Source organism: Kitasatospora sp. NPDC058190 (assembly GCF_042883685.1).
Taxonomy (GTDB): Bacteria; Actinomycetota; Actinomycetes; order Streptomycetales; family Streptomycetaceae; genus Kitasatospora.
Window position 1 is genome coordinate 18,640 of record NZ_JBHVVI010000026.1, and the last position, 14,165, is coordinate 32,804.

12 protein-coding genes are annotated in these 14,165 nt (G+C 74.8%); 6 read left to right on the forward strand and 6 right to left on the reverse strand.

Annotated features, from left to right (window positions below; all coding sequences use genetic code 11):
• Nucleotides 1–279: 279 nt before the first annotated feature.
• Complete coding sequence (locus ACFVWU_RS14825) at nucleotides 280–927, reverse strand: response regulator (protein ID WP_387619930.1); 648 nt, start codon at nucleotides 925–927, stop codon at nucleotides 280–282.
• Nucleotides 879–2,330, reverse strand: coding sequence for a histidine kinase (locus tag ACFVWU_RS14830; RefSeq protein WP_387619933.1), 1,452 nt, complete (start codon nucleotides 2,328–2,330; stop codon nucleotides 879–881). Before ACFVWU_RS14830 ends, ACFVWU_RS14825 begins: the two co-directional genes overlap by 49 nt.
• Nucleotides 2,331–2,606: 276 nt before the next feature.
• On the opposite strand from ACFVWU_RS14830, the gene ACFVWU_RS14835 reads away from it, so the two are divergent.
• Both ACFVWU_RS14835 and ACFVWU_RS14840 read left to right on the forward strand, forming a co-directional pair.
• Nucleotides 2,607–3,320: an ABC transporter ATP-binding protein gene (locus ACFVWU_RS14835; RefSeq protein ID WP_387619936.1), complete on the forward strand. Its 714-nt coding sequence runs from the start codon at nucleotides 2,607–2,609 to the stop codon at nucleotides 3,318–3,320.
• A gap of 73 nt (nucleotides 3,321–3,393) precedes the next feature.
• A complete protein-coding gene (locus ACFVWU_RS14840) occupies nucleotides 3,394–5,787 on the forward strand; it encodes an FtsX-like permease family protein (RefSeq protein ID WP_387619938.1) in 2,394 nt (797 codons plus the stop codon).
• Nucleotides 5,788–5,895: 108 nt separating this feature from the next.
• Here ACFVWU_RS14840 and ACFVWU_RS14845 read toward each other — a convergent pair whose 3' ends face one another.
• The 3 genes from ACFVWU_RS14845 to ACFVWU_RS14855 all read right to left on the reverse strand — a co-directional run bounded on the left by ACFVWU_RS14845 (nucleotide 5,896) and on the right by ACFVWU_RS14855 (nucleotide 8,594).
• Nucleotides 5,896–6,657, reverse strand: coding sequence for a MerR family transcriptional regulator (locus tag ACFVWU_RS14845; protein WP_387619941.1), 762 nt, complete (start codon nucleotides 6,655–6,657; stop codon nucleotides 5,896–5,898).
• Between the two features lie 332 nt (nucleotides 6,658–6,989).
• Nucleotides 6,990–7,367, reverse strand: a complete 378-nt coding sequence (locus ACFVWU_RS14850) for a hypothetical protein (protein WP_387619944.1) — start codon at nucleotides 7,365–7,367, stop codon at nucleotides 6,990–6,992.
• Between the two features lie 93 nt (nucleotides 7,368–7,460).
• On the reverse strand, nucleotides 7,461–8,594 hold the full coding sequence (locus ACFVWU_RS14855) for an SUKH-4 family immunity protein (RefSeq protein ID WP_387619947.1): 1,134 nt from the start codon (nucleotides 8,592–8,594) through the stop codon (nucleotides 7,461–7,463).
• A 281-nt stretch (nucleotides 8,595–8,875) separates the two neighbouring features.
• Between ACFVWU_RS14855 and ACFVWU_RS14860 the strand changes: the two genes are divergently transcribed.
• Nucleotides 8,876–9,394 carry a hypothetical protein gene (locus tag ACFVWU_RS14860; RefSeq protein WP_387619949.1) on the forward strand — a complete coding sequence of 173 codons (519 nt, stop codon included), beginning with the start codon at nucleotides 8,876–8,878 and terminating at the stop codon, nucleotides 9,392–9,394.
• 328 nt (nucleotides 9,395–9,722) lie between these two features.
• Here ACFVWU_RS14860 and ACFVWU_RS14865 read toward each other — a convergent pair whose 3' ends face one another.
• Nucleotides 9,723–10,313, reverse strand: coding sequence for a DinB family protein (locus tag ACFVWU_RS14865; RefSeq protein ID WP_387619952.1), 591 nt, complete (start codon nucleotides 10,311–10,313; stop codon nucleotides 9,723–9,725).
• A 113-nt stretch (nucleotides 10,314–10,426) separates the two neighbouring features.
• Between ACFVWU_RS14865 and ACFVWU_RS14870 the strand changes: the two genes are divergently transcribed.
• The 3 genes from ACFVWU_RS14870 to ACFVWU_RS14880 all read left to right on the forward strand — a co-directional run bounded on the left by ACFVWU_RS14870 (nucleotide 10,427) and on the right by ACFVWU_RS14880 (nucleotide 14,109).
• A complete protein-coding gene (locus tag ACFVWU_RS14870; RefSeq protein WP_387619955.1) occupies nucleotides 10,427–11,251 on the forward strand; it encodes a class I SAM-dependent methyltransferase in 825 nt (274 codons plus the stop codon).
• Nucleotides 11,252–11,717: 466 nt separating this feature from the next.
• Nucleotides 11,718–12,380 carry a hypothetical protein gene (locus tag ACFVWU_RS14875; protein WP_387619958.1) on the forward strand — a complete coding sequence of 221 codons (663 nt, stop codon included), beginning with the start codon at nucleotides 11,718–11,720 and terminating at the stop codon, nucleotides 12,378–12,380.
• A 10-nt stretch (nucleotides 12,381–12,390) separates the two neighbouring features.
• A complete protein-coding gene (locus ACFVWU_RS14880) occupies nucleotides 12,391–14,109 on the forward strand; it encodes a DNA polymerase Y family protein (protein WP_387619960.1) in 1,719 nt (572 codons plus the stop codon).
• The last annotated feature ends 56 nt before the right edge of the window (nucleotides 14,110–14,165 follow it).

The window sequence follows — 14,165 nt, forward strand, 5'->3', positions numbered from 1 at the left end:
AGCCGGGAGGTGGCGGCGGCCGCTCGGGGCCGCCGTTGAGGGTGAGGGTGCGAGGTTCAGCCGGAGCGTCGACAGGACATGCTCGTCACGCGGAGCAGGTCCACGTGGCGGCGGCGAACAAGGATGAGCACCTCACCAGCGTAGATGACCGCTTCCACAGCGGGCGAGCCCCCTGCGGCGGAGGGCCGCCCATCACTTGTCCGCGTCCCCTCAAAAGTGTGGACCCTCAAAGCGGCGGTGTGGTGATCGGCGGCTCCCTTCTGGGGGTGTCGAGGTCTTTCAGGAGTTGTTGAGGTGGGCCAGGACGGCCAGGACGCGGCGGTTGTCGTCGTCGGAGGGCTGGAGGTCGAGCCGGACGAAGATCGACGCGGTGTGCTTGGCGACCGCCCGCTCGGTGATCACCAGCTGCTGGGCGATCGCCGCGTTGGAGCGGCCCTCGGCCATCAGCGCCAGCACCTGCCGCTCGCGCGGGGAGAGGGTGGAGACCGGGCCGGCCGAGGAGTTGTGGGTGAGCAGCCGGGTGATCACCTCCGGGTCCATCGCGGTACCGCCCTGGGCGACCCGCTGGACGGCGTCGATGAACTGGGCACCGTCCAGCACGCGGTCCTTGAGCAGGTAGCCGATTCCGCCGGTGCTGCCGGCCAGCAGCTCGCGGGCGTACAGCTGCTCCACGAACTGTGACAGCACCAGCACGGGCAGGCCCGGGTGTGCCTGACGGGCCGCCAGTGCCGCACGCAGCCCCTCGTCGGTGAAGCTGGGCGGCAGCCGCACGTCGACCACGGCGATGTCGGGCCGGTCGGCGGCCACTGCGGCGAGCAGCTGCTCGCCGTTCTCGACCGCCGCGGTGACCTTCATGCCGTTGGCCTCCAGCAGCCGGGTCAGCCCGTCCCGGAGGAGGAAGAGGTCTTCGGCGATGACAACGCGCACGGGATCTCCAGGTTCGCGATGGTCGGACCACCGGACGGGCTGCTGATCGCGAGCACCCCGTCGAAGGCGGCCAGTCGGCGTTCGGTTCCGCTGAGGCCGGTTCCCCGGGACGGGTCGGCGCCACCGCGCCCGTCATCGGTGACCGATATCCGCAGCAGCCCGTCACTGTGCCCTATCTCGATCCATACGTGCGAGGCCCCGGCGTGTTTGACCACATTGGCCAGCAGCTCGCTCACCGCGAAGTAGGCGGCCGATTCCACCGGGGCCGGGGCCCGGCCGGGCAGACCGCCGGTGAAGGTGACCGGCAGCGGCAGGTCGAGTGCGGTCGCCTGCACCGCGTCGACCAGGCCGCGGTCGGCCAGCACCGGCGGGTGGATGCCCCGGACCAGGTCCCGCAGCTCGCTCAGCGCCTTCACCGAGGACGTCCGGGCCTCGGCCAGCAGCGGCCCGAGGGCGTCCGGGTCGTGCTTCACCTGCTCGGCGACGGTCAGCAGCATGCCCAGCGCCACCAGCCGGGCCTGCGCCCCGTCGTGCAGGTCCCGCTCGATCCGGCGCAGCTCGGCCGCCCCGGCGTCGATGGTGTCCGCCCTGGTCCGGGCCAGGTGGCTGACCTGGCGGGCGAGTTCGGCCTGCCGGGACGGCCCGAGCAGCATCCGGGCCGCCTTCTCGTGCATCCGCAGGACCGGCGGGGCGGCCCACAGGATGGCGAACGGGGCCATCCAGACGCCCATGCCGTAGACGAGGATCAGCGGGAAGAACGGCCCGTTCCGGCCGAAGACCTCCAGGGCGACCGGCGTCAACACCACGATCGCGGCGGTGAACAGTACGGCGAAGCCGGTGAGGAGCGCCCAGGCGAGGTCCCGCCAGGTCGCCGGGTCGGTCAGCCAGCCGCCGGACCGCAGCAGCCGCCAGGGGCCGAACTCGCCGGCCGGGCGCCGGTACGGCACCGGGACCGGCTGCCCGCTCCACCGCTCGACGACCCGCCGGCTCTCGGTGGCGGCCCAGCGCGCGCCGAACAGCCCGAGCACCAGCAGCGAAGGAGCCGTCCACAGCGAGACGGAGCGGTCGCCGGGCGCGGCGCCGCCGTACAGGTGGGTCGCCATCACCGCGAGCGCGCCCGGGGCGAACAGCGCGGCCCCGACCGCCCGGCCGCCGCCCCCGGTGGCCCAGCAGAGCGCCCAGAGGGCGACCGGCGCCATCGGCACGAGCAGGATCAGCGGCCCGCCGGGGGAGAACGGCCGGGACTCGTCCGGGCCGAACAGGGCGGCGGCCAGCACGATCGGCCCGGCCAGCAGTGAGACCAGCCCCGTCACGGCCAACGTCACCACGTACCAGGCGCGCACGCCGTCCACGCAGGCCCGGCCCAACCGCCGGACCGCCTTGCCGATCACTCCCGTCCTCATGACGAGCCCCCTCATCGTTCCGGAGCCCCTGTGCAGAGGCCTCGAAGCCTGGGTCCCGAAGCCCGTGGAGCCCCGGTTCCGATCTTTCGGTGGCTCAGTCTGCCCGGGCGCGGACGCCCGGCGCTCTAGGCCTGAACACCCAGTTCGGGGTGTATCTGGATACACCCCCGAGAGGCCGTTTAGGCGGCTGTCCGCACCCCGCCGCGGATTCGTAGCGTCATGTCCCGTCAGCCGGCCCGGGCCTCCCGGTGCCGGACCCCGAACCGTGGAGGGCCCGTGAACGCGCCGATCATCCGGATCCGCGGCGTCAGCAAGACGTACGACCGATCCGACGCCGCCCGCCCCGCCCTGGCCGGGCTCGATCTGGAGGTACGGGCCGGCGAGGCGCTGGCCGTGCTCGGCCGTTCGGGCAGCGGCAAGTCCACCCTGCTGAACCTGATCGCCGGCCTCGACCGCCCGAGCGAGGGCGCCGTCGAGGTGGACGGCGTGGCCGTCCACCAGCTCGGTGAGGCCGCGCTGGCCGAGTACCGGCGGACGCGGATCGGCATGGTGTTCCAGTTCTTCAACCTGCTGGACGATCTGAACGTGGAGGACAACGTGCTGCTCCCGGCCCAGCTGGCCGGGATGCGGCGGGAGCGGGCCCGGGCCAGGGCCGGGGAGCTGCTGGAGCGGCTCGGGGTGGCCCGGCACGCCAGGGCCTTCCCCGGCCGGCTCTCCGGCGGCGAGCGCCAACGCGTCGCGGTGGCCCGGGCGCTGATGAACCACCCGCCGCTGCTGCTGGCCGACGAGCCGACCGGAGCGCTCGACACCGCCTCGGCCGCCGACGTCCGCGACCTGCTGCGCGGGCTCAACGCGGAGGGCCAGACGATCCTGCTGGTCACCCATGACACCGCACTCGCCGAGGCCTGCGCCGACCGGACGATCGAACTGCTCGACGGCCGACTGGCCCGGGACACGGCGGCCGTCCCGGCTCCGGGGGTCGCCCGGTGAACGAGCGGAGCGAGCGAACCGAGGAAAGGCGTGGGAGGGCGAACGCCCCTGCCGGACGAAGCGAGGTGGCCGCATGAGTGCTCTGAGCAAGGTGGTGCGCGCCGGGGTCGGCCGCAAGCGCGTGCAGACCCTGGTCATGGTGCTCACCACGATGATGTCCGTGACGGCGTGCATCCTCGCGGTCGGGCTGCTGGTCGCCGCCCAGGGCCCGTACCAGCGCTCCTTCACCGACCAGCACGGCGCGCACCTCAACGTGCTGTACGACCAGGCCAAGGCGAGCCCCGCCCAGCTCGCCGCGGCCGCCCACGCGCCCGGCGTGACGGCCTCGGCCGGCCCCTACTCCGCGGTCACCGTGCAGCCGCGCTCCGCTCCGGGCACGCAGTTCCCGCCGGCCGGCAGCCTGCTGCCGCCGATGACGCTGGTCGGCCGCGCCCAGGACGGCCCGATGGACGGCCTGCGGCTCACCATGGGCCACTGGGTCACCGGTCCCGGTGAGGTGGTGTTCCTGGACGGGCACTCCCCACTGGCCGTCGGCGACAGCATGCAGTTCCCGGACCTGCCGGGGCACCCGACGCTCAAGGTCGTCGGCCTGGCCTCCTCGGTCTCCTGGAGTGCGGACGGCTGGATCGCCCCCGAGCAGGTGGTCGGGCTGACCGCGCCCGGCACCACGCCCGCCGCCCAGTACCTCTACCGCTTCGCCCACGCCGACAGCGACGCCGAGGTGGAGGCCGACCACGCCGCGCTGGCCGCCGCGGTGCCGAACGGCGCGCTCACCAAGGCCACCTCCTACCGGCCCGCCCGGGAGGAGGCCAACCGGACGGCCTCGACCTTCGTCCCGTTCGTCACCGCCTTCGGAGTGCTCGGCCTGGCCATGTCGGTGCTGATCATCGGGGTCGTGGTCAGCGGCGCCGTGAGCGCCGCCACCCGGCGGATCGGCATCCTCAAGTCCATGGGCTTCACCCCGGCCCAGGTGGCGCGCGCCTACGTCGGCCAGGCGCTGATCCCCGCCGGGGTCGGCACGGCGCTCGGCGTGCTCGGCGGCAACCTGCTCTCCGTTCCGGTCCTCGGGATGGCCCACAAGGCCCTGCGCGGCGGGTTGCTCGGCATCCCGCTCTGGGTGGACGTGGTGGTCGTGGTGGTGGCCCTGGCCGCCGTGACGGGTACCGCGCTGGTGCCGGCGCTGCGGGCCGGGCGGCTGCGCACGGTGGAGGCGCTCGCGGTCGGCCGAACGGCGCCGGGTGCCAAGCGGGCGGCCGCCGACGGCACGACGGAACGGGCCGGAGCAGCGGGCCTGCTGTCCCGGGTGCAGAACCGGATCAGCCGGCTGCCGGTGCCGCGCGCGCTCAGCCTCGGGCTGGCGTCCCCGCTCAACCGGCCGGGCCGCTCGGCGACCACCGCCGCGGCGGTGGTGCTCGGCACGGTCGGGGTCACCCTCTGCGTCGGTCTGACGCTGTCGCTCGGCTCCCTCCAGGACGCCCTGACGGCCGACCGGGCGGGCAAGGTGCTCGTCCAGCCGCCGATCGAGGGCTCCGCCAAGCCCGTCGACCACGTGGACGAGGCGGCCGTGGCGAAGGCGATCGAGTCCCGCCCCGGCACCCGGGCCTGGTACAGCAGCGTGCCGACCCCGGTCACCGTGGCCGGGAACACCGGGCGCTCCCAGGTGGTCGCGTTCACCGGTGACGTCTCCTGGAGCGGCTTCCAGCTGGTTTCCGGCCGCTGGTTCCACGGCCCCGGCGAGGTCGTGGTCGGCGCCGCCTTCCTACGTGCCAACCAGGTGAAGGTCGGTGACACCGTCACCCTCAGCGACCAGGGGCACAGCACTCCGGCGAAGATCACCGGCGAGGTGGTGACCACCGAGGACCTGGTGTTCCTGGACCGGGCCGCGCTGACGCCGCTCGGCGGTGCGGTCCACAGCGAGGCGCTCTCCTTCCACATCGACCTCACCCCGGGGACCGACGCGAAGGCCTACGCCGACGGGCTGGACCAGGTCGTGGAGCAACAGGGTCTGAGCGCCGACCCTGGCGAGGAGCACATCAACATCGTGGTGCTGGCGATGAACACCCTGGCGGGCACGCTCACGCTGCTGCTCGCCGTGGTGGCAGGGCTCGGGGTGCTCAACACGGTGCTGCTGGACACCCGGGAGCGGGTGCACGACCTCGGGGTGCTCAAGGCGCTCGGGATGTCGCCCCGGCAGACGGTCGGGATGGTGCTCACCTCGGTCTGCGGCAGCGGGCTGGTGGCCGGGCTGATCGGGGTCCCGATCGGGATCCTGGTGCACCATCAGGTGATGCCGGCGATGGCCAGCGCCGCCGGGCTCGGGGTGCCGGACGCGGACCTCGCCGTGTTCGCCCCGTCGGTGGTGGGGCCGCTGATACTCGGCGGCCTGGTGCTGGCGCTGCTCGGCGCCCTCCTGCCCGCGACCTGGGCGGCCCGTACCCGGACGGTCACGGCGCTGCGGACGGAGTGACGGCGGACGGAGTGACGGCGGGGGGACGGGCGCGGGCGGTCGGGCCGGAAGGGTCGGGCCCGTCCCCGACCCCGTCCCCGACCCCGCCCCGCGCCCACCCCGCCCGGCTCAGGAGAGCCGTGCCGCCGTGTACGCCTCCATGGCGGCGCGCTGGTAGGCGGCCAGACCAGGGGCGATGGCCTCGTACGCGGCGCTCCACATCTCGTTCTCCGTGCAGGAGCGGGCGATCGCGAGGTACTCCTCCACCGGGACGGCCCGGAGCTCGCTGAGTAGCTGGTACTCCTCGTCGATCATGTGCTGCGTGGGCTCGGCGTCGGCCGGGTGGCCGCCCGCCATCAGCTCCGCCAGGTGGACCATCCGCGCGGTCCGCTCGCGCTGGCCGGCCTCGATCTCGACCGGGGTCATCTCGGCGGTCGCAAGCCGGGCCGCCTCGGCGTGCTCGGGGAAGTCGCGAAGGCTGATGTCGACGTCAGCGGGCTGGATGCCCTCGAAGAGGTTCTCGGGCCGGTTGATGCTGGTCATGGGTGTGCCGTCCTTCCGGGAGCGTTCCAGGTCGGCGATCGTGCGTGAGACGGTGGCGGCCAGAACGTCGAGCCGGTCGCGTTCGGTGACCAGCTGGCGGTGGTGGCCCCGCAGAGCCTCCAGTTCGTCCACCTGGTCGCCCAGGATCCGGGCGATCTCGGTCAGCCCCACGCCCAGTGCCCGCAGCACGAGGACCTGCTGCAGCTGGAGCAACTGCCGCTCCTCGTAGTAGCGGTGGCCGTTGGAACCGATCCAGGCCGGAGGCAGCAGCCCGATCTCGTCGTAGTGCCGCAGGGTCCGGGCGGTCACCCCAGACATCCGGGCGACCTCCGCGATGGGCCAGGCCATGGCCGTCTCCTCTCCACGTCTCTCGCGTCGCTTGGACCAGGGCCGGTTCCTCCGGCCCCGGTCACGACGGTAGAAGCTGCCGCTGCGGCAGCTTCAAGCCCTCGGAACCCCCGCCTACGGCGCCAGGTCATTGGCCGTCACCGCGCCGGGCCATTGGCCGTCACCGCGCCGGGCCTGCGGCCGTCGCCCGCAGCGCCGTGACCAGTGCCCTGAGCACCGGCTGCCCCCAGGCCCCCTCCCGCACGGCGGCATGCAGTCGCCTGCGCCTGCGCCTGCGCCCGTGCCCGCGCCCGCACCCGTATCGGTACCGGCGTCGGTACCGGCGCGCGCGGCTACCAGCGCGGAACGCCGTGCCCCGGCTGCCAGTCCAGCCCCGGGTTCGGGCGCGGCCGAAGGGTGCGCACCAGTGAGCTGACCGACCAGACGACCATGGTCAGCAGCCCGTAGAACAGCAGCAGCGCCCAGAACGGGGTGGTGGACAGGCTCCGGTCCTCGAACCGGCACCACGCGTCCGGCGGCAGCCAGGACGCACCCGTCTCCAGCAGTCGTCCGCCGCCCCGCACCAGGCCGTGCTCGCAGCGCTCACCGTAATCCAGCGACCGGACGTACAGCAGGCCGTACAGCGCGCCGGCGGAGGCGAGGGAGAGGGCGGCGCTGATGCCGAGGAGCATCGCCCGTCTTCGCCCGGCCGCCGTACGGATGTTCGTCACCGAGGCAGCGTACCGGCGCGGACGGCCCCGGCCCGGCCCGGACACCCGAGCGGACCGCAGGCCGGGGACCACCGCAGCAGCCCCCGCCCCTGATCAGCCCAGCAGCCCGCCCATGTGCCCGTCCTCCGCGAGCAGCCGCCAGGAGCGGCCCGGCGAGGCGAAGGCCTCCGGGTCGACGGCCTCCACCAGCCGGTCCACCACGGTGCTCAGCAGCGACTGCGGGTCGAACACCGCCCAGGTCTCCCGTCCCCGGCCGTAGTCCCAGCGCTCCCACTCGGCGCGCAGCCGCTCGTACGTCCACAGTGCGTAGAGCAGGGCGGACAGGTCGCGGTTCAGGTAGGCCTCGGGCTGGCCGTCGTCGTACCAGTCCGGCAGTTCGAGCCGGCCGGTGGCGCCGTCCAGGGCGATCGTGAGGTCGGTCGGCCAGTCCCCGAGCGCGAGGTAGTCCCGCTGGTACGGGCGTTCCTCCTCACCGTCGAAGTACTCGGGGTACGCCTCCGCCATGGTGACCAGCGGCTCCTCGCAGACCCCGAACATCGCCCCGCCCAGCGGCAGCCCGACCTCGGTCAGCAGCCGCCGGGTCGGCTCGTGCACCAGGGTGGCGGGCAGCCCCTCCGGCCGGAAGCGGTGCACCAGGCCGGCCCCGCCGTCCTCGTCCGTCAGCGCCGCGAGCTCGGCCACCAGCTCCCGGCCGACCTCGTACGCGGGCCCGTCCGGTCCGCCCGGCAGAGCACCCCAGCCGAGCGCCCGGACCAGCAGCGCCGTCCCCCAGTGCGCCGGTGCGGCGCTCCGTTCGAACAGCACGGGGTCGATCTCCCGCATCCGCCGCTCGGCCTCCGCCATCACCTCGGCCACCACCGCCGGTCCGCGCCGTCCGTCCAGCGCCTCGGGCCGCCGGGCGGCCTCGCCCACCGCGTCCACCTCCCGCACCAGGGCGGCCAGCGCGGTCAGGTCGGAGGCCAGCGGATCGCGCCTCGGCCCGCCGTCACCGAGGAACACCTCACCGGTGGTCCCGTCCAGCAGCACCAGGTTGCCGACCGCGGCGAAGGGCGTGCAGTAGTCCGTCTCGCCGAGGACGAACAGCCGCTCCGCCCCACCCGGGAAGGCCTTCAGCGACCCGTCGTCGAGCACCCCGAAGTCCAGGAACGCCCCGGTCGTCGGCAGCCCCACCCGCAGCAGGAACTCCCGGCTGCTCTCGTGCACCACCCCGCCCGGCACCCCGGTCACCCGCGCACACCCCACGTGCCCCACCCTTCACGGTTCTGCCCCTGACCCACCAGACCCTAGCGGGCCCGCCCGACAGGGCCACGGGGGTTTCCCGGGTCGGGGCGGGACCGTGACGTGTCGCCCGGCGAAGCGGCGGCGCGTCCTGCGCCGGCGGCACCCCGTCGACGTTCCCGTGCCCCGGACCCGGCAGATCCACGTCGCAGAACACACACACGTAGCGCTCCTCCCGCACGATCCCGCAGTGCCCGCACTCCGGGCAACGCCGGAACACCACCGGGTGGGTGCGCCGCGCTCTGTGCCGCCACCGTACCGCCCGGGTGCGGCAGCCCGACCCGGTCGAGGGCCGCGGCGACGGCGGGCCAGGAGCGGACGTCCGGGCAGTAGCCGGTGGACAGGTTGCCGACCGTCTCCACCTCCCGAACCCCCTGACCGCCGCCGCCCGAGCGCCGGAACCCGACCTCCCCGGCACCGAGCACCAACTCCCCGCCCGCGCACGCCACATGCTCGCTGCGGCGTGGAGCGAGCCGCAGCACCCCGCCCAGGTCGACCACGAAGGTGAACGGCTCCGCGAGTTCCGCGGCCGTCCGCACGTCCACCCAGGTGGCGAACTCGCCCGCCGTCCGCACCCGTTGACCACCAGGGCCGCCACCCGTCACCGACTCCCGCAGTTCCGGCGGCCCCACGTACCGGTACGCCCGCCCGAAGCCCTCCTCGACCTTCGTCGCGGCACCCCGCTCACCCCGCCGAACCCGCCAGTACGCCATCTCGACGGCCGTTCCGCTCAGCCCGAACTCTCGTAGCTCCGCCAGCAGTTCACGAGACCGCCCGAGCGACACCCCCGCCCCCTCCCGCAGCACCCGCAGCGAGGCCACCGGATCGCCGAGCGGTCCCGCGAGCCGCAGCCGGGCCGGGCCGGGCCGTGAGCGATCAGCAACGCCTCGCGGACGTCCGCCGGCGCCCCCTCCGGGCCCGCGTGCTCGCACTGGGCGACGCCGCAGGACGGGCGGTGGCGTTCGGCTTCCCACCACAACTCCCGCCCACCGTGCAGGAACTGCCCGACGCTCCGGACGGCAGCGTCCCCGCAGTCCGCACACCGGACGGTCACCCTCACGCCCTGCTCCGCCCACGTCATGCCAGCCCGCCGGCCTCCCGGGCGGCCTGCTCCACGCGGTCGTGGTGTGCCTGCCACCAGTCCTTGTCGCCCGGGGCGGTGTTGGCGCCGTCCGAACGCTGGCCGGTGGCGCCGTCGATGAGTTCGCGGACCAGGTCGGCGTGGCCGACGTGCCGGTGGGTCTCGGCGATCATGTGGACGAGCACCCGGTGCAGGGTCTGCTTGTGGCGGTCGCCGAACGGCACCTGGCCGACCGCGTCCAGCGGCAGCGCCTCGATGGTGGCGTCCGAGTGCGCCCAGACCCGCCGGTAGCGCCCGATGATCTCCTCGGTGCTCTCGTCCGCCCGGGCCCACAGGTCGCCGTTGGGTTCGGCGGTGCCGACGATCCACAGCGGGGTCGGCTCGGGGAAGGGCCGCCCGAAGGTGTCGCCGAAGTACAGCACCTCGGCCCCGGTGACGTGCTTGACCAGCCCCAGCAGGTTGGTCCCGGTGGGGGCGAGTGGGCGCCGGAGGTCGTACTCGGAGAGGCCGTCGAGTTTCCACAGCAGGGCGTCACGGGCGTCCTGGATGTAGATCCGGAGATCGTTCTTGTCGTCTGTCTCGCTCATGGGATCAGTCTGTTGATCGCAGGGAGGCTGTCCATCGAATTCGCTTCCTGGCGATGGATCAGACCGTGCCATCATCGGGGCCGCAGACCGAACCCCACGACAGGAGATCGGGCATGACCGACGACTGGACCTGGGACGAGACACTGTTCGCCGGAACGGCAGCCCACTACACGCGCGGTCGACTGCCCTACGCGCCCGGCCTGGCGGAGGCCCTGGCCGAGGCGCTGGGCCTGGACGGCACGGGTCGGCTGCTCGACGTGGGGTGCGGACCGGGGACGCTGGCACTGGGGCTGACGCACCTGTTCGCCGAGGTCGTCGGGGTGGACCCGGACGACGGGATGATCGCCGAGGCGCGCCGGGCGGGCGCGGGGGAGCGCCGGGTCACCTGGGTGCGGGCCCGGGCCGAGGAACTGCCGCCCGGCCTCGGCACCTTCACCGTGGCGACCTTCGGCCAGTCCTTCCACTGGATGGACCGCGACCTGGTGGCGGTGACCGTCCGGCGCCTCCTGCGCCCGGGTGGTGCGTTGGTGCACATCTCGGACCTGAAGGCCGAACCCCGCCCCACCGAGGGCCTGCCGCACCCGCCGGTCCCGTACGCCGCGATCGCCGGACTGGTCCGGCACTACCTCGGCCCGGTCCGCCGCGCCGGCCGGGGCCTGCTGCCGCAGGGCACTCCGGCCGGTGAGTCCGCCGTCCTCGCCCGGGCGGGCTTCACCGGGCCCCGGCGGCTGGTCGTCCCCGGCGGGCGGCCGCTGGAGCGCTCGGCGGACGACGTGGTCGCCGGGGTGTTCTCCCTCTCCTCCTCGACCCCGCACCTCTTCGGCCCCGACCGGGACGCCTTCGAGACGGACCTCCGCCGCCTCCTCGGGCCGGGCCCCTTCTCCGAACGCCAACCGAGTACCGAGGCCGTCGTCTGGCGCACCGAAACCGGGCGCTGACCGCCGGGCTCCGACCCCGGAGAGCGCGCAGGAAGCCCTCGGCCCTCCCGGGCCGCCTGGTCGGCTCAGCCCGTTCGAACCGGACAGCGTGTGCGGGCTGCCCGGCAGCGGCGCGATCCCGTGCCCCCGCTCGTGTCGCCCAGCCCGGTATCCGCAGCCGCTGTCGCGGGGGAACGGGCCTGGCGGCAGCCCGTCAGTGGCCCGTCAGCGGCCGGACGGCCTGCTGTGACCGGCACGGAGAGTGACGGGTGGGGTGGATGGAGCGGACTTGAATCTTTGCGAACAGATGTTCGATCCTGGAGCTGTGCCCGTTTTCGAATCTGTTTTCGAATCTGCCGCCGAGCAGCCCGAACGCCCCACGCTCCGGCCGGTGGCGCTCCCGGCTGCCCTGGCGGGGCAGCCGGGGGAGCAGGGGGACCAGGGGGGACCGAGGGAGGCAAGGGCGAAACCGGTGACACTCCGGCCGGTGGCGCCGGCCGTCGCCCCCGAGGGCGGGCAAGCGGCGGTGCGCGGGCTGGTGCCGGTGGTGCCCGCGTTGCGGGAGGTGCTGCCGGACGGCGGGCTGCGGCGGGGGACGGCGGTGTCGGTGGCGGGCGGGGACGTCGGGCTGCTGCTGGCGCTGGCCGCCGGGGTGCGGGAGACCGAGGGCGGTTGGGCGGCGGCGGTCGGGCTGCCGGACCTGGGGCTGGCCGCTGCCGAGGGGTACGGGCTGGACCTGCGCCGCCTGCTGGTCGCGGACGACCCGGGGGCGCACTGGCCCGAGGTGGTGTCGGTGCTGGCCGGCGCGGTGGAGCTGATCATGCTGCGCCCGGACGGCCCGGTGCCGCCGAAGCTGGCCGCCCGGCTGGCCGCGGCGCTGCGGCGCAGCGGCTGCGTGCTGCTGGTGGCCGGGCCCTGGCCGGGGGCGGTACTGCGGCTGGGTGTGCGGTCCGGGCGCTGGTTCGGGCTGGGCGACGGCTACGGGCAGCTCGCCGGGCGACAGGTGGAGGTGGTGGCGGAGGGCCGCGGTTCGGCGGTACGCGGCCGGTCGGCCCGGCTCTGGCTGCCGGACGAGCACGGCGCGGTGCGCCCGGTCCGGGAGCAGCCCGTCCAGGCGGAGCACCCACAGGCAGTGGCGGCGGTGGTGTGACGTGCCGACGATGTCCGACAGCGACCGAACCCCCCGGGTGCTGGTGGTCTGGTGCCCGGACTGGCCAGTGGTGGCCGTCACCGGCGACGACCCGGTGGCGGTGACCGAGGACGGGCGGATCCTCGCCTGCTCGGCGGGCGCCCGGGCGGCCGGGGTGCGGCAGGGGCAGCGCCTCAAGCTGGCCCAGCGGCTCTGCCCGGAGCTGGAGCTGCGCGACCGCGACCCGGAGGCGGAGACCCGCCGCTTCGAGCCGGTGGTCGCGGCGGTGGAGGCGTTCACGCCCCGGGTGGAGGTGATCCGCCCGGGTCTGTGCGCCATTCCGGTGAAGGGGCCGGGCCGCTACTTCGGCGGCGAGGAGGCGCTGGCGGCCAAGGTCGGCGCGGCGGTGGCGGAGGCGCTCGGCCGGCCGCCCGTCCCGGACGCCGTCCCCGGCGCGGTGGCGGTCCCCGAGGCGACCGCCGAACCCTCCACGGAGCCGACAGAACCGGCAGGACCAACCGGACCAACAGGACCGACAGAACCGCAGACCGTCCCCCACGCCCGGATCGGCGTCGCCGACGGCCTGTTCGCCGCCGTGCTCGCCGCCCGCGCCGGGGTGCTGGTGCCCGCCGGTCGTACGGCGGAGTTCCTCGCCCCCTACCCGGTGGGCGCGTTGGGCGACGAGGCGCTGGCCGAGCTGCTCGGGCGACTGGGCCTGCCCACCGTCGGGGCCTTCGCCGCGCTGCCCGCGGAGGCGGTCGCGGACCGTTTCGGCCCGGCCGGAACGGTCGCACACCGGCTGGCCCGAGGCCTGCAGCCGCGCCCGCTGGTGCCGCGCGACGAGGAGCCGGACCTTTCCGTCGAACAGCGCTTCGACCCGCCGGAGCCGCTCGCCGAACCGCTGGTGTTCGTTGCCCGCACGCTGGCCGAGCGGCTGCACCAGCGGCTGGCCGGGGCCGGGCTGACCTGCCGCCGGGTGGCCGTCGAGGTGGCCTGCGCGGACGGCCGGACGGCCTCGCGGCTGTGGCGGCACGAGGGCCGGCTGTCGGCGACGGCGCTGGCCGAGCGGGTCCGCTGGCAGCTCCAGGCCTGGCAGAGCGCGGGCGCCTTCGAGGACGGCCGAACGGACGGCCGAACAGACGGCCGCCCCGGCGATCGGGCAGGTGGCCAGGCGGGCAGCGGCCAGGAGGGCTTCACCCTGCTCCGCCTGGCCCCCGACGGCCTCTCCCCCGACCAGGGCCGCCAGCTCGCCCTGTGGGGCCAGGCCGTCGCGGACGACCGGGTGGAGCGCGCGGTGGCCCGGGTGCAAGCGGTGCTCGGGCACGCCGGGCTGCGCCGGATCGAGCCGGCCGGCGGGCGCGGCCCGGGTGAGCAGCAGGTCAAGGTGCCGTGGGGTGAGCCGTACGAGGCGGCGGCCCCGGCCGACGCGCCCTGGCCGGGACGGCTGGCGGACCTCTGGCCGGCCGTGGTGCTGCGCGAGCCGGCGCCGGTGCGGGTGCTGGACGAGGCCGGGCAGCCGGTCACGGTGGACGGCCGGGCGGGGGTGTCGGCCCGGCCGGCCCTGGTCGTGGTCCGGGGCCGGGAGGAGCGGGTGTCGGGCTGGACCGGGCCCTGGCCGGCGGTCGAGTACTGGTGGGACCAGTCGCTCGCCCGCCGCCGGGCACGGTTCCAGATGGTGGTGGACGGTGGTCGGGCGCTGCTCCTCACCGTGGAGGGGGGTGCGTGGTACCTGGAGGCCGGCTACGACTAGCGGTCCCGGAACCCGGGAGCAGGGGGGAGCAGGAAGAGCACGAGAACGACGAAGGC